Source organism: Rhodococcus sp. 06-462-5 (genome assembly GCF_002258315.1).
Taxonomy (GTDB): domain Bacteria; phylum Actinomycetota; class Actinomycetes; order Mycobacteriales; family Mycobacteriaceae; genus Rhodococcoides.
On the sequence record NZ_NOYD01000037.1, the window covers coordinates 1 to 20,965 of the forward strand.

The 20,965-nt window shown below is 64.9% G+C and carries 10 protein-coding genes; 4 read left to right on the forward strand and 6 right to left on the reverse strand.

The window, feature by feature from the left end:
- Nucleotides 1-36 precede the first annotated feature (36 nt).
- Nucleotides 37-8,637 carry a non-ribosomal peptide synthetase gene (locus tag CH251_RS16805; RefSeq protein WP_218828311.1) on the forward strand — a complete coding sequence of 2,867 codons (8,601 nt, stop codon included), beginning with the start codon at nt 37-39 and terminating at the stop codon, nt 8,635-8,637.
- Nucleotides 8,634-8,870, forward strand: a complete 237-nt coding sequence (locus CH251_RS16810; RefSeq protein ID WP_032403517.1) for a phosphopantetheine-binding protein — start codon at nt 8,634-8,636, stop codon at nt 8,868-8,870. The genes CH251_RS16805 and CH251_RS16810 overlap by 4 nt, the downstream gene beginning before the upstream one ends.
- On the opposite strand, the gene CH251_RS16815 is transcribed toward CH251_RS16810, so the two are convergent.
- Nucleotides 8,864-10,681 (reverse strand): siderophore-interacting protein, encoded by a 1,818-nt coding sequence (locus tag CH251_RS16815; RefSeq protein WP_094614165.1) that lies wholly within the window; start codon nt 10,679-10,681, stop codon nt 8,864-8,866. The two genes, CH251_RS16810 and CH251_RS16815, sit on opposite strands and share 7 nt — an antisense overlap.
- 129 nt (nt 10,682-10,810) lie before the next feature.
- Between CH251_RS16815 and CH251_RS16820 the strand changes: the two genes are divergently transcribed.
- On the forward strand, nt 10,811-11,860 hold the full coding sequence (locus CH251_RS16820) for an iron chelate uptake ABC transporter family permease subunit (RefSeq protein ID WP_094614166.1): 1,050 nt from the start codon (nt 10,811-10,813) through the stop codon (nt 11,858-11,860).
- A 2-nt stretch (nt 11,861-11,862) separates the two neighbouring features.
- The gene (locus tag CH251_RS16825) at nt 11,863-12,936 is read left to right on the forward strand and encodes an iron chelate uptake ABC transporter family permease subunit (protein WP_094614227.1); all 1,074 of its coding nucleotides are present in this window, start codon (nt 11,863-11,865) and stop codon (nt 12,934-12,936) included.
- A 1,017-nt stretch (nt 12,937-13,953) separates the two neighbouring features.
- Here the strand turns inward: CH251_RS16825 and CH251_RS16830 are convergent.
- The 5 genes from CH251_RS16830 to CH251_RS16850 form a co-directional block, all read right to left on the reverse strand.
- Complete coding sequence (locus tag CH251_RS16830; RefSeq protein ID WP_094614167.1) at nt 13,954-15,231, reverse strand: diguanylate cyclase; 1,278 nt, start codon at nt 15,229-15,231, stop codon at nt 13,954-13,956.
- A 665-nt stretch (nt 15,232-15,896) separates the two neighbouring features.
- Nucleotides 15,897-16,724, reverse strand: coding sequence for an alpha/beta fold hydrolase (locus CH251_RS16835; RefSeq protein WP_094614168.1), 828 nt, complete (start codon nt 16,722-16,724; stop codon nt 15,897-15,899).
- A gap of 124 nt (nt 16,725-16,848) precedes the next feature.
- Nucleotides 16,849-18,312: a benzaldehyde dehydrogenase gene (locus CH251_RS16840; protein ID WP_094614169.1), complete on the reverse strand. Its 1,464-nt coding sequence runs from the start codon at nt 18,310-18,312 to the stop codon at nt 16,849-16,851.
- Between the two features lie 50 nt (nt 18,313-18,362).
- Nucleotides 18,363-19,871 carry a GMC family oxidoreductase gene (locus CH251_RS16845; RefSeq protein WP_094614170.1) on the reverse strand — a complete coding sequence of 503 codons (1,509 nt, stop codon included), beginning with the start codon at nt 19,869-19,871 and terminating at the stop codon, nt 18,363-18,365.
- A 160-nt stretch (nt 19,872-20,031) separates the two neighbouring features.
- On the reverse strand, nt 20,032-20,964 hold the full coding sequence (locus tag CH251_RS16850; RefSeq protein ID WP_094614171.1) for a helix-turn-helix domain-containing protein: 933 nt from the start codon (nt 20,962-20,964) through the stop codon (nt 20,032-20,034).
- Nucleotide 20,965: the final 1 nt, after the last annotated feature.

The following is a 20,965-nucleotide window of genomic DNA, read 5'->3' on the forward strand; positions in this document are numbered from 1 at the left end:
CGACTGTGGCCGAACGGTCCGGAGGACTACGCGGCATTGCCGCAGTTGAACGTCAAGGCCTTCGATTACGACTACGGCTTCGGGTCGATCGCCGGCCGCCAGGAAACGGTCACGAGTGGACCGGCCGGCCGACTGGACCTGATGGTGTATCGCGATCGGGTGCACGGGTTCGCGGTGGACCTGACATCGAGCGACACTGCGGCAACTCCCGAATCGGTCACCGACACCGCGGCTGCATTCGTCGACTTTCTCGGCAGACTGTCCGAGGACCCCGATGCGAGGGTGGCGACGTTCGATGCACTGAACGCCGACGACCGAATCAGGGCAGAGGAATGGTCGCGCGGTGTCGAGGTGCACGCGGATGACGCGACGCTGGATTCGCTCGTCCGCCTGCAGATGTCGAGAACGCCGGACGCAGTGGCGATCGTCGATCACACCGGTGCGGAGTTCAGTTTCTCCGAGATCGCCACCCGCGTCGAGGCGATGGCCGCGCAGTTGAGCGCCCGCGGTGTGACGCGAGGCGACCGCGTGGCAGTCATGCTCGCGCGTTCGGTGGATCTCGTGGTGACCCTGCTTGCCGTCGTGCGCACCGGTGCCGCGTACGTTCCGATCGACCCGGAACACCCGTCCGAACGCATCGGTCACATCCTCGACGACGCCTCGGCCGCGGCGACGGTCACGGACGTGGCTGGAGCGGACCACCCCGCCGTACTCGAAACCGTTGTCCTGGTCGATGCGCTGGATCCACCGGATTCGATCGTTGCTCCGGTGCCTCCGACACCGTCGGACATCGCATACGTCATTTTCACCTCCGGAACCACGGGACGACCCAAGGGGGTCATGGTCTCCCATCGCGCAATCGTCAACAGGTTGCTCTGGGGCGAGACGGTCCATCCGGTCGCCGGGGAGCGCGTCCTCGTCAAGACGCCCGCGACGTTCGATGTGTCGGTCCCGGAGATATTCGGACCCCTCGCCTTCGGCGGCACCCTGGTCCTGGCGACCGGCGACGGCCATCGCGACCCGAGGTATCTCAGCGACGCGATCCGCAGACACCGCGTCTCGCGGGTGAACTTCGTACCCGCCATGGCCCAGGCCTTCGTCGAGGCCGAGCTGGGCTCCCATGACACCCTCCGCTTGACTGCGCTTGCAGGAGAGGCATTTCCGACGTCTCTCGGCACTGCCCTCTCGGGCGTCGTATCCGGCGACATCGCCAACGTGTACGGCCCTACCGAAACCGGAGAGATCACCTTCCACCGTGTCGATCCGACAGCGATCGACAACTACGGTGCGACGGTCCCCATCGGCGCGCCCGTCGCGAACACTCGCGCCATCGTTCTCGACACGTGGCTGCGCCCGGTGCCCGCCGGTGTGGTCGGTGAACTGTACTTGGGTGGAGCCCAGCTTGCCGATGGATACATCGGACGCCCCGAGCTGACCGCAGCACGATTCGTCGCCGATCCGCGAACCGGCCTGCGGCTGTACCGCACCGGAGACCTGGTGCGGTGGAACGATTCCGGATCGCTGGAGTACATGGGCCGCACCGACGACCAGATCAAGATTCGCGGAATACGCATCGAACTCGACGACATTCGCGTCGCAATCGAACGCCACCCCGCCGTCTCCGCAGCCGTCGTCGTCGCTGTCGAGCATCCCGCAGGCGGGCACTACCTCGCCGCCTACCACACCGGCGCAGCCGTGGACGGCGATGATCTCCGCGACTTCGTGGGAACGCAGGTTCCGGACTACATGGTCCCCACGGTCTTCTCGGCCTTGGACTCGATCCCGACCACCGTCAACGGAAAGGTCGATCGCCGAGCCCTGCCTCGTCCCGACTTGGCGGCTGCGAGCACGCCGACCGGCCGCGCACCCCGGACGAACACCGAACATGCGCTGGCGCAGATCTTCTGCGAGGTACTGAACCTGCCGGGCGACATGACTCTGTCGGTGGACGACGACTTCTTCCGACTCGGTGGACACTCTCTGTCAGCGGCTCGCATGGCGGCACGAATCGGCGCGGCGACGGGCGGGGTGCTGACACTGCGTGATGTGTTCGGCGCACCGTCGCTCGGAGGGCTGGCAGCATGCGTCGACGCCGCCAGGAGTGGGGCCTGCGGAATGACCTCGGTGCGCAGCGAGTCCACCTCGACGTCGATGTCGGTCACCGACATCGAGCGGACCGACGCCGTGCCGGCGTCGTACGGGCAGCAGGCACTGTGGATCAGCGAGCACATCGACTCCGAGAGCTTCTATCGCACGGGTGAAATTCTGCGCGTCGTCGGGCAATTCGATGTCGCTGCGCTGCAACGAGCTGTCGCCGAGTTGGTACACCGGCACGAGATCCTCAGGACCACGTTCTCGCCGGACGAGAACGGCGAGCTCCTTCAGATCGTCCACCCGGTGCCGAGCCCGGTCCGGATCGTGGATGCGAGCCCATCCGAGACGACGTCGCTGATCGAACAGCTGCTCGACGAACAGCTCGATCTTGCAACAGATTTCGGTATGCGGTTCACCGTCGTCGCGTCGGGCGACTCCGGGTTCGTGGTGTTTCAACGCCACCACATGGTGACCGACGACAGGTCCAATTCCATCCTCCTGCGCGATCTCGGTGCGCTCTATCGACAAGAACTCGGCCTCGGCCGCGCCGATCTACCCGAGCTCGCAGTCCAGTACGGCGACTTCGCGCTGTGGAACCGCATCTCGCTCGGAACGGAAGCCGACCCGCATTCGCAGTACCGACGCGAACTCGACTACTGGAAGAACACCCTCGACGGATGCCCTGCCGAGACGCGTCTACCGATCGATGCCGACCGTTCCACGGTCACGACACGAACGCGACGGTCCGTCACACTCGCGTTGTCGGACAACGATTCCGCGGACGTCGCGACGTTCCTGAACACCTCGGCATCGACACCTCTGCAGGCGATCATCGTGGCGGCGGCGCTGGCCCTGTGGCACGAGGGTGCGGGAACGTCCATCCCGATCGGTTCGCCCATCGACCTCAGGGACGATCCTGCCCTGGCCGACCTGATCGGGTACTTCATCAACACGGTCGTCATCCGCACCGACCTCGACGAGTCAACAGGATTCGGGGCCGCGCTCCGACGTGCGCGCGAGCGGGTCCTCGATGCGCAGGAGCACAAGCACGTTCCGTTCGACAGCGTGGTCGATCACGTCCTGACCGGTAGGCGGTCGCAGGCTTCCCCTCTGTTCCAGGTCATGGCGGTGTACACCCCCGCCGATGCCGACACACCGGACACGGACCGGCGGTTCGAGATTCACGACCCCTGGGCGTCCGAGTCCGACTCCGAGGACGACACCGTCGCAGCCTTGTTCGATCTCGTCGTCGGCATCGAACAGCGACCGGACGGGCGATTCTCCATCGGGGTGGACGCCGTCGACGAGCTGTTCGAGGTGGCGACGGTCGGACGGCTCGCACACGAGATTCGCGCGTTTCTGGTGTGGGGCAGCCGATACCCGGACGCCCCCATTCCGGCGCTGTCTCGATTCGCTGCCACCGACGTTCCCTCCGCGGCCTTCCCGAGCACGACGCCGGGCGCAGTCCTCCGCACAGCCCTGCCGTCGGTCGACGCACGTCGAGGAGATCTACAGCGCATGAGCGTCGATCAGGTCGCCGTGTCGCTGTTCGGTCAGGACCACCACGACCGGCTACGCATCGAGAACACGGGGGACCAGGCCTGGCTGGTCGCGTCCGACGTGGCGGAGCCGCACTGGCTCGACGCGATCGCCGCGGTGATCGAGCAACTCGTCGACGGGTACGCGGACGGAATCACGTTGACGCTCAAAGCACGTGAGACACCGCCGCGTGACACCGATGCACCGGATGACCTGTCGCAGCTGCTCGACGACCCGTTCTGGGAGGACTGGGTCGACTCGCTCGCCGATCTCGATGTCGCCGATCCACGAGCCCGTGATTCCAGTGGTCCCACCCGAGGGGCGGCGAGCGCCCGGTGCCGAATCCTGGGCGATGTCGACGAGCCGTCGCGTACCCGTGCCGTTCTCCTGGCTGCGCTTGCTCGCGCGTACGCCGACCCCGATCCCGACGGCGCACTGATCGTCGAGTTCGAGGAGTCCTTCGGGGATGGGGCGTCGACGTTCCTCACTGCGATAGACGCGGACGTGCTGGCCCTCGCCGCCGAAGGCGACGCCGCGATCGTCGATCGGTTGGCGGCCGCCGCCGAATGGGACCCTCGGCGCAGGCACGAGTACGAGCTGATATCCGCAAGTCCCACTCACCGCCGGTTCTTCGACGACCTCCCCGATCCGGCGGTCACCGTGTCGGTACGCCGAACGGATTGCGAAGCAGTCGAATTGCCGAACCAGGCAGGAGCGAATCGGATCCACGTGAGTCTGTGGGTCGATCGCCGCACTGCAGACGACTGCGTTGCAGTGCGTGTACATGTCGGAGTCGGCGACCGACTCGAACTCGACGCCGAGCAGTTGGCTCGCGGCATCGCCGGAGTGCTCGAAGAATCCGGAGTTGCGCTCAGCGGGTTGAACTTCGAGAGCCGTCTCTCGGCTGCGCGCCTGGACCGGATATCGCTACCGCCGGCCGAGGTTGCGCGCATTGCGCAACGGTACGGGCCCGGTGTGGAGATACTGCCGCTGTCGCCGCTCCAGAGCGGCCTGCTCTATCACATCATTCGAGCCCGCGAAGCCGACGATCACAACGCCTACATCTCGCAGATCACCTACGACCTGACCGGTGACGTCGACCCGGACAGGATGAGGTCGGCCATCGCCACTGCCCTCGACCGCTATCCCAACGTGCGGGCGGGGTTCGTCTCCACGGCCGACGGTGAGGTTCAGGTCATCCCGTCGCGCACCGAGCTCCCGTATCGCGTGGTGACCGCGCGCGAGTGGGCGGAGGAACACGGAACGGCCGCCGAACTGCTCGACGCCGAACGCGACGCGCCGTTCGATCACGAACGGCCACCGCTGCTCCGATTCGTTCTGGTCGAACTCGATTCCGAGCTGTGGACACTGTGCATGACCACCGAACACATCCTGATGGACGGCTGGTCGCTCTATGCATTTCTCGGGGAAATCCTCGACATCTACACCGATCCCGGGTACGCGGACCGCGTCGCGCCTGCGTCGTTCCGCGACTACCTCGACTGGGTTGCGCACCGAGACCACGACGTTGCGGCATCGGCGTGGTCCGACTACCTGGCCGACCTGGCCGGACCGTCCATCGTGTGGCCGGGTGGAGGCGACCTCATCGGTAGTCGGGTGGATACCGCGGACATACACCTCGACCTCGACCCTGCCGTCGCACGCGCCGTACACGAGATCGCACGCGAGGTGGGGGTGACCGTCTCGACTGTTCTGCAGGCGTCATGGGCGCTGACTCTCGGCCGGCTGCTCGGGACGTTCGATGTGGTGATCGGCAACAACGTGTCGGGCAGGCCGCCGGAACTGGTCGATGCCGACCGCATCATCGGACTGTTGTTCAACACGTTGCCGTTTCGGGTGCGCTCGAGCCCGTTCGAGTCGGTGGCGACGATGCTGCAGCGCGTTCAAGCCGAGCAGCTCGACGTGATGGAGCACTCCTACGTCGCACTGAGCGACATTCAGGAACGCGCGGGATCGGGAGCGTTGTTCGACACGCTCTTCGTCGTCCAGAACTTCGGGTACGAGGACTCGGGCCCGGGGGAGGACGCGGAGATCGACGTCCAGTCCGGATCGTCCACCGACGCCACTCACTATCCGCTGACCTTCGCAGTCAGTCCGTCTGCGGACGACGGCAATCACGCTGTGCACGTGCGACTGTCGTACCGACGAGATGCGTTCGGCGACGACGAGGCCCAGCGCGTTCTCGGTCGGTACGTGTCGATCCTGACGAACATGGTCTCGGACACCGCCCGGCCGGTGAGCCGGATCCCGGCGTCGCTGCCCGGTGAGGAAGCGCTCGTCTGCGTCAGCGGTGAGAACCGTGTCGTGGTGGACGAGACGGTCAACGATCTTCTGCGCCGACAGGTGTCGCGGACGCCGCAGGCAACTGCTCTGGTGTCGGGGCACCGCGAGTACTCGTTCGCCGAGTTCTTCGCGCGGGTCAACCAGTACGCGCGGCTGCTGCTGGCACACGGTGTGCGGCCGGAACACCGGGTGGCTCTCCTGCTGCCGAGGGACGAGCGAATGGTGATTTCGATGTTCGCCGTGTTCGCAGTGGGCGCAGCCTACGTACCGATCGACGCCGAACACCCGGACGATCGGATCGACTACATGCTGGGCGCTGCGGAACCGACCGTCACTCTCGTCACCTCGCGAGACCGGTCACGGATCGGCCACGTCGCCGGGATCGTCGTCGATCTGGACGAGGTCGGCGTGATCGCCGACATCGACGGTCGAGACGCGGCGGCGATCACCGACCACGAACGCGGTGGGGCCATCCGGCCGGACAACCTTGCCTATCTCATCTTCACCTCCGGCTCGACCGGCAGGCCCAAAGGCGTTGCGGTCGGGTATCGGGGACTGACCAACATGTACGTCAACCACGTGGCCAAGATCTTCGACCGTGTCGTCGCGCACCAGGGTGGACGGACGATGCGGATCGCACACACCACCTCGTTCGCCTTCGACGCCTCCTGGGAGCAACTGTTCTGGATGCTCGACGGGCACACCGTCGACGTCATCGACGAGGAACTGCGACGCGAACCCGGTCGGCTTCTGGCGTACTACGATTCGGCTCGCGTCGACGGCTTCGACGTCACACCGTCCTACGGTCAGCTTCTGGTCGACGAGGGTCTACTGGACCGGGACCGACCGTCGGGACGCTCGGTGGACGCGGACGCGGCCGGTGTGGTGTTCGTATCGCTGGGCGGAGAGGCTGTGCCCGAACGACTCTGGCAGCAGTTGCGGAACGCACCGGGAGTCGAGGCCTACAACCTGTACGGCCCGACCGAATACACGATCAACGCTCTGGGAGCCGATCTGGCCGACAGTGAGACCTCCTCGGTGGGAACGCCGATCTGCAACACCCGTGCGTACATCCTCGACCACAGCCTGCAGCCGACGTTGCCGGGCGTGGCAGGCGAGCTCTACCTGGCCGGTTCCGGTGTGGCACGCGGTTATTGGGGTAGGCCCGACGCGTCGGCCGAGCGCTTCTGCGCATGTCCGTGGGAGATCGGAGCTCGGATGTATCGCACCGGGGATCTCGTGCGGCGTACCCCCGAGGGGACGATCGAATATCTCGGTCGCGCAGACGATCAGGTCAAGATTCGCGGGTATCGCATCGAACCGAGCGAGGTCGCCGATGTCCTTGCCGACGATCCGTCGGTCGCACGGGCAGCGGTCGTGGCGCGTCCCTCGCCGTCCGGGGCCGTAGCGCTGTACGGCTACGTGGTTCCTGCGCCGGGCACGGTGGTCGATCTCGAAGACGTGCGCGCTCGCGCGAGAGGCATTCTGCCCGACTACATGGTCCCCTCGGGACTGTCTGTGCTCGAGTCGATTCCGCTGACGGTCAACGGAAAGGTCGACGCGCGTGCGCTTCCCGAGATCGTCGGTGCGGACGACGTCCACGTCGCCCCTGACACCGCCGAAGAACTTCTCGTCGAGGCTGCGGTAGCGGATCTCTTGGGACTGGAACGGGTTTCGACCACCGCGAACTTCTTCGAGTCGGGCGGGAACTCACTGATCGCGATGCGTCTGATCGCGCGCTTGCATCGAGACACCGGCCGCGACCTCAGGGTGAAGGACATCTTCGCCCGGCAGACGATCGGCGAGATCGCGCGGCTGTTGGAGGAGGATTCGCGCGAGGTACCGCCGTCGGAGGCGATCACGGTGCCGTTGCGTCCTGGTACGAGCGGCAGAACCCTGTTCTGCATTCACGAGTACAACGGGTTCGCGACCATCTACTCGCAACTGCTCGACGGCGTACCGTCCGAGTGGGCGGTGGTGGGCATGCAGGATCCCGTCCACGGCGGAAGTCTGGTCGTCGCAGACGGTTTCGATGCCCTCTGCGACGTCTACGTCGATGCCGTCCTTGCTCGACAGCCCGACGGGCCGTACGACATCCTGGGCTGGTCCTACGGCGGACACCTGGCTCTCGGCGTCGTCCGGCGGTTGGTCGACCGAGGTCACGACGTCGCCACGTTGACTATCCTCGACGCCGTTCCCACCGTCGACGGAAGGCTGCTCGACGGATCGCTGCGTGACGACGACGAAATCATGCCCGAGGGTGTCTCCGCCTATGACATGGTGCACGACACCGACGTGCAGGACGAGTTCATGGCGCGATTCGCGCGGCGGGAAGAGGGCATCGGCAACATGTCGCCCGGGGAGATCGACACGCTCAGTCCCAGCCAGAAACGTACGTGGGCGACTGCGGGAATGCGGGCCGAATTCATGCAGAGACAACCTACTCGAGGTCGATTCGACGGGCCGACGCTCCTGGTCACCGCCAGCGCAGGCAAGCCCGTCGGGCACTCCGGTCGGGTGGCCGAGATGTGGCGTGATTTCGTACCGGAACTCGTTGTCGTCGATGTCGATTCGACACATTCGGGAATGCTCGACGACGCCCGCCCCCGACGAGAATGGCTGCCTGCGTTGAGCCGCCATCTCGTGACCGACCGCGCCATGGTGACCACCACGGCGACTTCCCAGGAAGAAGGACGATGATCGTTACCGAGGAACAAGCACTGACCGATATCGCGGAGATCCTCTACGTCGACGTGGCCGAGCTCGAACGCGACGTGGATCTGCGAGACCAGGGTATGGACTCGGTCCGCATCATGGCCCTCGTGCAACAGTGGCGGCAGGCGGGATTGCCGGAGGTGGACTTCATCGCACTCGCCGAGGACCAGCGGATAGAGCACTGGCTGACGGTGCTGAAGACACTGCAGAATCAGTAGTTCGGCGCGAGCCGGAACACCACTTCTCCCCAGCCGATCGTCACTCGTTCCAGCACCCGCAGATCGGCGCGTCCGAACAGGTCGTCGTACTCGGCGTTGGTTCTGCTTCCACCACCGGTGAGTGCGAAGTGGAGCAGATCGTCTTCGTACTCGTAGTCCTCGGCGGTGGCGTGTTCGAGCGGCGCCGCGAACACGAAGACGGACCCGCCGGCACCGACGCTTCGGCCGGCGCGGTCGAGTACGTGGACCGCGTCCTCGTCGGGCATCAGATCGAGTAGGTTCGCCAGCAGCACGCCGTCCGGTGAATCCGAGCGGGTCTCGAGCATGCTGGACGCTTCGAGAACCACGCGAGGCCGATCACCCTGCAGGAGGCGGATTCCGGCGAGTTCGCTCGGGTGCCCCGCGACGGTCACGGTGACGTCCGCGCGGGCGTCGACGAAGGCACCCGCGAAGCGCCCGGCTCCGCGTCCGGCGATCACCAGCGTGCGTACGTCGGAGAACAACTCGGATTTGGCCAGAGTGTCGGCGATGACGTCGGCTTCGTCCTCGTCGGCTTCGAGTGCTGCCGGTTCGGATCGAAGGAGTTCGCGGAAAGAGGTACCGAACCAGGACTCGTAGTCGCCCTTGCCCGTTCGGACCGCAGCGAGCAGTGCGAGTACTCCGAGCTCGCGGCGCGCGGGGATGCCGCCCAAGTCGAATTCGGTCGTGTGCCACTCGTCGGTGAGTTCGAGTCCGGCTGCGGTGAGGCGGTAGGTGTCGCCGTGGCCCGGTTCCAGAGCGCCGGCCGCGGCGAGGTAGCGCACCAGCTTGCCCAGCCCCTGTTCGTGTGTCTGCGTGGCGGCCGCCATGGCCGGGATCGTCAGTGGGCCTCGTTCGAGAGCGTCGAACAGTCCGACGGTGACGCCGACACGAACGGCGAACGGAGGCAACAGGTCAAGTCGGTCGTGAAGATCGTCGTGCTCGTGCTCGGACGGTTCCGAGTCGGCGACATCCGGCTCGTCCACGCTTCGGCGCCAGTATCCGACCACGTCGAGATGGTCCTTCGGTACGTTCCTGTTCTCACGCAACCATCGGCGGATCGGGGTGAGGGACGTCGCTTCTCCTGCGACCCAGACGAATACGGACCCGTCCCACCACGGCGCTGCGCGGATGGCGTCGAAGAGCAGCGGCGTCGAACCGGCAGGTGCGCCGTCGCGGCTCAGCCACGTCACCGTGATCCCGTTACGGACGGGCAGTTCCTGCCGATGCGCGGGCTCGGCGACCTCGACGAATACCTGTGCCCGCAGTCCTGCAGGACTTTCCTCGATCCATCTCCCGATCGCAGGCAACGCGGTCTCGTCTCCGGCGATCAGCGCCCAGTCGACACCCTCGGGGTAGCTTCTCGACATCTTGGGCCCCGCCACGTGCACTCGTTCGCCCGGTGTCGCCCGGTAGGCCCAGCTGGTGGCCGGTCCACTGCCGTGCCTGACGAAGTCGATGTCGGCTTCACCGGCGACCGGGTCCCAGCGTCTGATCGTGTAGGTGCGGGTGATCGATCGTGGATCGCGTGGCCACGCGAGAGCGCCGTCCCCCTGCGTGGGAACGAGCGGTTCGTCCAGATTTGGATGGCAGAACACGATCTTGAGGTTGTCGTCGAAGCCCGAGGATCGGAATTCGGCCACCGGATATCCACTGTCGGAGCGAAAGGCGCGGAGTTGCTCGCCGCCGAGGGTCACCCGTCGCATTCCGGGTGTGACGTCCTCGACGCGAAGGACCTCCAGAGCACGGGTGGTGATGGGGTGGACGTCGTTCGTCCTGGTGCTGCGCGCCACTGTTCCTCCGTCGATTGCCGCCTTAGTGAGGCCAGCCTAGCCTGATAGGCTCCCTCGGTCGGACGCCTCGTCCGGCAGCCGGGTAGCGATCGAGGCCCGGCCGAGGAGACCCACGGAAGGCCGATACCGGTGAGTGCACCTGCCGTCGACGCGACGCTTCCGGATACCGAAGTCGGTCGGACGAGTTCCGGTCGCCGAGCTCTCGGACTCGTGGTGTTCCTCGCGCTGCTGGCGGGTGCCGTCCTGGTCAGCTTCATGTTCGGCTCGAATCCGCTACCGCTCGGCGAGGTGTGGCGAGTCCTGTGGGACAGGGACAACTCGGAGGCGTCCAGCATCGTCTGGACGCTGCGTATGCCGCGCACCGTGATCGGGATCGTCGCAGGCGCGGCGTTCGCCGTGGCAGGCGCGCTGATTCAGGCCTTGACTCGAAACCCGTTGGCGGACTCCGGACTTCTCGGAGTGAACGCGGGTGCGATCTTCGCCGTCACCCTGGGCGTCGCCGTCTTCGGGGTGGCGTCGATCTCCGGGTACATCTGGTTCGCATTCGTCGGTGCGGCGGCGGCCACGGTGCTCGTGTTCTTCATCGGGGCGGCCGGGGGCGGTACCGCATCGCCGGTGCGGCTGATCCTGGCGGGCGTCGCCCTCGGTGCGGTGCTGCACGGCATCACGACGTTCATGCAGTTGATCGACCCCGACACGTTCGAGCGGATCCGGCGGTGGGGCGTCGGGTCGACGGCGGCGACGTCGCTGGAGCAGATGCGGACGGTGTTGCCGTTCCTGGTGCTCGGCTTCGTGCTCGCCGTCGCGATCAGCAGACAGCTCGACGCGGTCGCCCTCGGAGATGACCTCGCGTCGTCCCTCGGGGTCAAGGTGATGCGAGTTCGGATCGTTGGTCTGGTCGCCATGACGCTCCTGGCAGGTGGCGCCACGGCGTTGACCGGTGGACTGGCGTTCGTCGGATTGATGATCCCGCACATCGTGCGCTGGTTCGTCGGACCGAACCAGCGGTGGATCTTCGCGTATTCACTGATCGCGGGTCCGATCATGGTCCTGCTCGCGGACGTGATCGGGCGCGTACTCGGACGACCGGGCGAGATCGAGGCAGGCGTCATGTGCGCGGTGATCGGTGCCCCGGTCCTCATCGTCCTGGTGCGGCGCCGGAAAGCGAGTGGACTGTGACGATCGAGGCAGAGACGACGAAGTCGGAGATCGACTACGGCTACCCTGCCGTCACTGCACGAACGAAGCACTTCACCGGACGGTTCCAGGTCCGCGCGCTCGTCGTGTGCGCAGTTCTGGGGGTCCTGTCCGTGGTGTTGGCGATAGCCACGTTGGGGATGGGGCAGTACCCGATCGGTTTCGGGGAGGCGCTCGACATCCTGTTCGGCGGTGGGGGCGAGGAATTTCGCCGAATGATCGTGCTCGAGTGGCGGTTGCCGGTGATCCTCGCAGCGCTGGTCCTCGGTGCGCTTCTGGGCATCGGTGGAGCAATCTTCCAGTCGTTGACCCGAAATCCGTTGGGCAGCCCCGACATCATCGGATTCGACGCCGGGTCCTATACGGCGGTCGTGGTGGTGATGCTCGTGGTCAACACTCGCAACTACAGCGTGGTCGCAGCGGCCTCGCTGATCGGCGGACTGCTGACCGCCTTCGTCGTCTACCTGCTTGCATGGCGGGGCGGCGTTCAGGGTTTCCGGCTGATCATCGTCGGCATCGCCGTCTCGGCCATTCTCGGTTCGGTGAACTCGTACCTGATCACCCGCGCCAACGTGCGTGACGCGATCTCCGTCGGCTTCTGGGGGGCCGGGTCGATCGCGCGCGTTCGCTGGGACTGGTTGCTGCCGACGATCGGGGTTCTCGTCGTCGTCATCGTGTGTTGCGCACTTCTCTCGTCCTCTCTGAGACTCCTCGAACTCGGAGACGACGCAGCGAAAGCGTTGGGCGTCAACGTCAATCGCTCCAGGCTGCTGCTCATCGTGCTCGGTGTGTCGACCACTGCCGTCGTCACCGCGGTGGCGGGCCCCATCGGTTTCGTCGCGCTCGCGGCACCACAGTTGGCGCAGCGTCTGATCAGAAGTCCGGGAGTGTCGATGGCGTCGGCGGCGTTCATGGGAGCGGCGCTGCTGATGGTCGCGCACTTCGCCGCCCTGACGATCGAATCGTTCTATCGCGCAATTCCAGTGGGATTGGTGACCGTCTGCATCGGTGGAATCTACTTCATCTACCTACTCGTACGTGGCGCGCGGAGCTCGTGACCGATAGTTCGACAATACGAACGATGGCCTCGTCACACGCGTACAGACGATCGAGGTGTTTCCCAGATCGGACACCGGGTTCAGGTAGGTAGGGGATCGGACATCGTGGTCCGAGTGTGTCCAATCGACTGTTCCCGTTGACCCGACAGTGACACAAGTCGGTACGGATCGGTATCGAACGGTGAGTATCCGAATCTACGAAAACTGTTGTGAAGCATGAAAATATGGATTCGCGGGCGTCCGTCGGAATCATCCTCCGGAATTGAGATCCGTCGCTCGAGGAGTCGGACATGATCCGTCAGGTAGTCCGGGCTCGAAGCCCGATACCGCCTTGGGCGAGAGGGTCACACATTCGCGAGGTGTCCCTGGTGTCCGGGTGTCGAGCCGTCGAGGGGCGATCGTTCAGTCGCTTTTGCGTCGGTGGACGTTCGTGGAGTGTCGGGCGGCTCGCTGGATCCACGAAAAGCAATCCGTATTCGAGCGAGTCGCGAGCGCGTCACTACTCGGTGGATCTGGGGGTGGATTGACGTGGACCGGTTCGGACGAAGCCACCTGGTCAGGAGCTGTGCGGTGGGTCCGGGTGAGACCATCGAAAGTTTGTCGATCCAGCTTTCGGTCAAGGGGTCGCAGGTTCAATTCCTGTTAGCCCGACACATAGATCCAGTTCAGAGGCGGTTTCGGAGATCCGGAGGCACCTTTTTTCGTCTGCCTGCTGCGGGAGTGTCACTACTCGGTACTCACACGATCGAACGGAAGAAGGCCTGACCGCAGTGCCCCGCACAAGGACGAGGCCGCGGACGTCTGGATTTGCGGGGAGTCCGACGACTTCTTCCGATGTTTCGACGGTCAGCCCCGTGGAGGATGACGCTGCGATACAACGGAAGGCGTGGGGTCTGTACGACCCTTGGGTGGCGAGGCATTGCTTCGCCCATCCGGACATATCCACCTTGACTGCGATCCGATCACAGTGATCCGTTGAACAGGTGTCGGAGGGGTCTGATCCGTTTCCGTCAGCGGTCAGTGCTGAGGCTTTGTCGGGCGAGGGACGTCGATGTGGGAGATGTTGGTTTTGTGTTCGTACAGAGCGAGGTCGGCTCGGGTGAGCATGTCCTCGAGCGTCGACTCGCCCGCGTTGTGTGCGATTCCGACGCTCAATTCGATCGAGAGGGTGGAGTCGTTCAAGTCGATGGGTGCGCGGGCTGCACGGCGTAGTCGTCGGCTGAGTTGTTCGGGCTCGTTCGTCGTCTTCAGTGGTTCGTCGTCGTCGAACATCGCTATGACGAATTCGTCGCCCCCGATCCGGCCGAGGACGGTGTTGGAATTGCACAGGTCGGCAAGTCGGGCGGCGGTGATACGTAGAACGTGATCGCCGACGAGATGGCCGTGGGTGTCGTTGATGGTCTTGAAGTTGTCGACGTCGATGAACAATATTGCTGTGGGGAGCGATATTTCGGCGCTGACCCTCTCGATTCGTTCGAACAGTGCAGAGCGGTTCAGCACCCCTGTGAGGTCGTCGAGTCGGGATTTGGCGAGAAGTTCCCGGTATGCGTCGAGCAGTCGTGTGGCTCTGTGAACTGCATCGGTGACGTTGCGGAAACTGACTGCGACGACGTCCTCGACGTAGTTGGCGGTCACCTCCATGATCGTGTCGGGGCGAAAGAGTGCGGGTCCTTCGATGCTGACCTCTCCTCGGGTGAGCAACGCGTCGCGGTGAAGGTCGTCGAAGTACGAGCCCTGGGTAGCGGGGAGCGCGTCGTGCAGATGTCGTCCGATGAGCTGATCCCGGCCGATGCCGAGGTGCCGTTCGGTTTGTGTGTTGACGTAACGGATGATCATGTCGCGGTCGAGAATCGCGAAACCCAGCGAGACGGAGTCCAGAACTGTACCGAGGCGTTCGCTCGTACCGATATGCGGTCGGACCTGCGAAACTACTCCGGTCAGAACCGTCGGATGGCCATCGGGCGCGGTTTCTACGGCGACACTTCGAGTGAGAATGTGGCGAACGGTGCCGTCGGAGAGAACAACCCGGTAGATACACTCCGCACCGACGTCGGCGCTTGCGTCCTCGTAGAGTTGGACCAGCAGGTGCGCGTCTTCCGGGTGCACACGCTCGTGCCAGATTTCGATCGCCGGCCGGGGATCGAGGCCCGCATCGAAGATGTCGGCGGCACGGGCATCCCATTCGAGCCGTCCGGTGTCGATGAAATAGCGGGTGATGCCTATCGATGCATTCGGCGTCTCGATGCTCGAAACGTGATCGGGCGCCAGGTGGTCCTCTCGATGTCGATCGCCCACGACAGCACGTCCGTTCCAGCTGCAACTGATCCGATAGGGAGTCTGCTCCTTTCTTCCCGATCGCGCCCGAGCTTTCGAGCGATCGGCCTTAGCCAGAGCTCGGACGCTGGACACGGAGGTTGTAGCTTTGCCCGTTGAGCGGGGTGTCCCCGCTGTCTTGGTACGAGGCCGTGGTCGGGTCGGTCGTTCGATCACTTTTCGCAGCGGTGTACCGGTGTGTTGCGTGCGGGCCTTCGGTGGATCCGCATGTAGCAATCGGTGTTCCAGCGTGCCGCGAGCGTGTCACTACTCGGTTCGACCGAGGGCGGATTGACCTGGACCGATTCGGACGAGAACACCTGGTCAGCAGCTGTGTGTTGCGTCCGGGTGGGTCCATCGAAGTATGGTCGATCCAGCTGGGGGTCAAGAGGTCGCAAGTTCGATTCCTGTCAGCCCGACACAGTGCAGTGCGAAGGCGGTTCCGTAGAAAATTCGGAGCCGTATTTTTGTGGCCTCTCTCGACGATGCATTCGCTCGGTCCGAGCCGGCGGGCCGGATCCTGAAACGCGATGAGCTGTGTCGTCAACCGAGGCGTGGCTCCGGTGCTCAACAGTCGAGCGGAACCATCGTCCGGCAGTCTCGGAAAGGACTGCCGGCCAACGGTACCGATGATCCCTGCAGGAGTGTCAGTGACAGAGGAAGGTGTCGATCGCTGAGGCGACCGAACCTGAATCGACGAGATTCGCGAAGTGCGCTTGTCCGGTCAATTCCTGTTTCGATACGTCGCGGAGACTGGATTCCAGATGGTCGGAAGCCCCGACCAGGTGCGGTGGGCTGTGTTCGCCCACGAGGAGCAGAGTTCTGGTTGTAAGTTCGCCGTACAGGGACATCGCCGAGGCGCATGCGTCGATCTGTTCCAACTCCCGAGTCCAGGTCGGTGCCAAAGCAAGGAACTGTCTCCACAACGGTGTCGCGGCAATAGCTTCGGTCTCGGCCGCGGGTATGCGAATGAAATGCTCCATGGCGATTCGGATCGCCGCATCGTTGTCGGTTGCAGCGATCGCTGCAGCGTACGGGGCGAGATGTTCACCCGCGACCGGACCGTCCACCGGCAGTGGTGGTTCGTACAGCACGAGAGCTGCCGGCTCGGAACCACGTCGAGCGGCTTCGAGGGCGCATATCGCGCCGGAGGAGTGGCCGACCAGAGCCGGAACGGTACCGGTCGACTCGGTCACCCGGGCGAGGACGGCCGCGATGTCGGCGCCCTCGGTCCCGAGTGTGTACTCCGGTGCATCGCCGCTCAGGCCTCGTCCTCGGCGGTCGACAACGAAAAGCCGGTGGTGGACGGCGAGATGTGCGGCTACCTGTAACCACGACTGCGCTGTCGAGATGCTGCCGTGAACTATCACGACAGGTGAACCGGATCCGAGGCAATGTATTCCGATCGGCGTTCCGTCGGCCGACGTGACCGTCTCGGTCGTGACGTCGTCAACGAGTGAATCAGGTTGTGCCATGCGAACTCCTTGCTGTGATGTTGAAACCATGTTCATCGATGGCGGGCAGAGTCCACGGATGCCAGCGCCGACCCGGCCGTTGCAGGGCCTGACCGGGTCCGGACACGGCGTAGCTCGGCGTCGGTCAGAACGGGAACGGATGAGCGTGGTCGCGAACAGTGAGCCACTGCCACTGAGTGAACTCGTCCCAACTGCTCTGGGTACCGAATCGTGCACCATTGCCCGAGGCTCCGGTTCCACCGAACGGGGCATATGCGTCGTTGTTCAGTGTCTGGTCGTTCACGTGCACTATTCCTGTGGTCAGGCGGTCGGCGAGATGGCGACCGCGGTCGGCCGATCCGGTCTGGATTGCGGCCACGAGACCGTATTCGGTGTCGTTGGCGACAGCGACGGCCTCGTCCTCGTCGCGTACGACGACCACGGGAGCCACCGGACCGAAGATCTCTTCCCGGAACGCGGCCATCGACGAGGTGACCCCCGCGAGAACCGTAGGCTCGTAGAACAATTCGCGATGCTTTCCGCCGGCGCGAACCTCCGCCCCGGCCGCCACGGTCTCGGAGACGATACGGTCCACGTTCTTCAGCTGCGTCTCGTTGATCAACGGTCCGAGCGCGACCTGTTCGGTGAACGGGTCTCCCACCGGAAGGTTCTTCGCTCGTGCAGCAAGGCGATCGAGGTACTCGTCCGCAACGGACTCGACCACGATGTGCCTGCCGGCGGTCATGCAGACCTGTCCCTGATGCAAGAACGATCCCCACGCACCTGCTGAACTGGCGGCCTCGAGATCCGCGTCATCGAGCACGATGAGTGCGTTGTTGCCACCGAGTTCGAGAGAGACGCGTTTGAGCGTGCGTCCGGCAGCCTCACCCACTTTCCGACCGACAGCGGTGGAGCCGGTGAACGACACCATCCCGATGCCGGGATGTTCGGCAACCGCAGCCCCGGGCTCGGCGTCGCCCGGCAGCACGTGCAAGAGTCCCTCCGGCACTCCGGCCTCCTCGAAGAGACGGGCGAACAACACTCCACCCGATACCGCGGTCTGCACGTCCGGCTTGAGCACGACTGCATTTCCGAGGGCCAGTGCGGGAGCGACGGCGCGAATCGACAGGATCTGCGGAAAGTTCCACGGACTGATGACACCGACGACTCCGATAGGTACGCGACGGCCGACGCTGGAACGGCCGGCTTCGCTGGTGGGCAGCAGATGGCCGTAGGGCTGGGTGGGCAGAGCTGCCGCTTCCCACAGCTCGCTCAATACGAGCCCGACCTCGAACGCAGCCTTGCCCGGTACCGATCCACCCTCGCGGATGAGCCATTCCTCGAACTCGCCGCGGTGCGCCTCGAGCAGCTTCGCGATGTCCCGGATCACAGCAGCGCGCTCGTGGCCGGGGGTGGCTGCCCACGCCGGCTGCGCGGCCCGGGCCATGGCCACGGCATCATCGACGTCACCCGCATTCGCCAGCCCGATCTCGCCCAGACTCGCACCGGTTGCCGGTTCGGTGGTACTCGTTGTGCCGCCACCACCGGCACGCCAACCGCCGCTGTAGATCTGGCCGTGCCAGTTGGTACCCAACAGTGTGTTGCTCACGCTGATTCTCTTTCCCTCGGAAGTTTTTAGTTCTCGAAATACGTTGCCGATCAACCGATCAGGTCCGCGGCCTGCTCCGCAACCATCACCGTCGCGGCATTGGTGTTCACACACACGACTCTCGGTACGACGGACGCGTCGACCACGCGCAGGCCGTCGATGCCGTGCACCCGAAGGTCAGGCCCGACGACGGAATCAGGGCCGGTTCCCATCGCGCAAGTACCCACCGGGTGGTAGTAGGTCCCCGTGCCTCGGGAGACGTAATCCCGCAGTGCTGCGTCCGAATCGACCTGGGGGCCGGGAAGCACCTCCGTCAGACCCCACGCCGCGAAGGCGTCGGTCGCGGCGATGTTGCGGGCCACAGCAATAGCGTCGACCAGTCGGTCCACGTCCGACGTTGCGGTGAGGTACGCCGGATCGATCAGTGGCAGATCGTCCGGGTCGGCCGTCGCCAGCCGAACGCTGCCGCGACTGTCGGGCACGGTGGTGACACCGAACGTGATGCTGTTCTCCGGGGCGACCAGGGTCGGCTGGTGGAACGGCACGTGAATGAACATCAACTGCATGTCCGGACCGTCCAGCTCGTCATCGCTGCGCCACAGCATGGACACCTCGGCGTGATTCGTGGACGCGGGCGGAATCGGTTGCGCTGCTTCGTACACCACACTGCAGAGGGGGTGGTCGTGCAAGTTCCGCCCCACACCCGGTAGGTCGTGTACGACGGGAATGCCGAGCTCTTGCAGTTCCTCCGCCGGGCCGATTCCGGACAGCAGCAGCAACCGCGGCGAATCCACGGCACCCGCGCTCAGAATGACGTCCTGTCGGGCCGACGCCGTCATCGGCTCGCCGTCACGTCGGTATCTCACGGCAACGCAGCGGCCGTCCTCCACCACCAGGCGCTGCGCCCGCGATCCGGTCGACACGGTCAGGTTGGGTCGATGCGCCTCGACGGGTGTCAGGTAAGCCGATGCCACGCTGAGCCGGGCACCGTCCGAGATCGCCAGATCGTGCCAACCCGCACCTTCTTGCTCGGTGCCGTTGAAGTCGTCGGTGATCGGATGACCGGCCTCGGTGGCCGCATCGAGAAACGTCTGGGACACGGGATTCGGCGAGGACGACGGAGCCGGACGCAACGGGCCCTTGTCTCCGCGAACCTTCGGGTCCCCACCGACGACAGTCTCGGACTTCATGAAATACGGCAGCACTGCGTCGTACGACCACGATTCCCCCGCCGCCTCCGCCCAGGCGTCGAAGTCGTTTCGGTGTCCGCGCAGGTGGACCATCGCATTGATGGAGCTGCTCCCGCCGAGAGTATGACCGCGCGGCCAATTGTGCGCACCGCCGCCGGCCGCCGCCTGCGGAACCGTGTTGTAGGAGTAGTCGACGTTGCTACCCCAGAGCGACGGCCAGGCAGGGGGAACTGCGAGGTCCGGGTGATCGTCGCGGCCACCGCTTTCCAGCAGCAGCACTGTGACTTCGGGGTTTTCGCTCAGTCGCGACGCCAGTACGCAGCCGGCGGATCCGCCACCGACAATCACGTAGTCGAATGCATCGTCCATCTTGTTCGATCCTCTCACCAGTGACCGGCACCACACCGGTAGGCATTCAGTGTGCGGATCGAGGGGGCATCGCTGTTGTCGATTTCCGCCGCATTTCTTGCCGATTCACGCCTAGTATCGGCGGATCCGTTGCCGGACAGCTTCGTTCGTCGACCGAAGCTCAGCGAAGCGCGGTGCGTTCCGCGGACGGACTGATACCGAATCTGCGCTTGTACAGTCGACTGAAGTGTGCCGCGTCGGAGAAGCACCAACGCCCGGCAACAGCACCGACCGTGGACCTCGCCGCTCGGGCCGAGAGTAGATCTCGGCGGGCACCGTCGAGTCTCATCTCGCGGATAGTCGCTGTGACAGTGGCGATTTCGCCACCGAACAATCGGTCGAGACTGCGCGCCGACATGGCAAATGCCGCGGCAACGGAATGGTGACACAGGTCGGGGTCCAGGAGGTGCTGATCGATGTAGGTGAGGATGGCCAGCTTCCTGGCTTGCTCACCTGCTTCGTCGACATCGATGTCAGTACCCGAGGTGAGGGCACTGCTGATGAGGCTGAGCCCGGCGTCGGCGAAGCGCAGAGCCGAGCCGGAATCGACCGCGTCGTCGGCCGTTTGCGAGAGCGCTGCCCGGACGAAGGAGTCGAGTACCGCGCCCGGGCCGGAGCCGACGTCATGTGCTCGCTGCATCGTGGCATCGATCAATTTGTGCGGCAGCCGAAGCGCACTGGGCGGGAATGCCATCACCGCGCAACGCCAGTCGCCCTCCAGCCGCAGATCGTATGCTCGTCGGGTGTCGTAGATTCCGAGCTGCCCCGCACGAATGACCAGTTCGCGATCGCCCTGCCGCACGATCGCGCGACCCTGCAGTTGCACACACACCTTCACCGCATCGGTGGGTCGTCTGCGCACTGCCGAGCGGGACCGTCGCACCGTCTGCGGCGAGCCTGCGACCTCGAAGGCACCCAGCGCACCGACCGTGGTGCCCGCGATTCGTCCGGTCAACGGTCGGTCGTCGATGGCCTCGGGCACCAGTCCGGCAAACGCGTCGCCGAGTTCGTCCCGCCAGCGCTCGTCCCGCCACTGCTCACCGTGCCAGGTCATC

Excerpts from the sequence above, each read along its gene's own strand:
- CH251_RS16845 (WP_094614170.1), bottom strand. The coding sequence starts at position 19,871 with ATGGACGATGCATTCGACTACGTGATTGTCGGTGGCGGATCCGCCGGC.
- CH251_RS16835 (WP_094614168.1), bottom strand. The coding sequence starts at position 16,724 with ATGGCACAACCTGATTCACTCGTTGACGACGTCACGACCGAGACGGTC.
- CH251_RS16810 (WP_032403517.1), top strand. The coding sequence starts at position 8,634 with ATGATCGTTACCGAGGAACAAGCACTGACCGATATCGCGGAGATCCTC.
- CH251_RS16850 (WP_094614171.1), bottom strand. The coding sequence starts at position 20,964 with ATGACCTGGCACGGTGAGCAGTGGCGGGACGAGCGCTGGCGGGACGAA.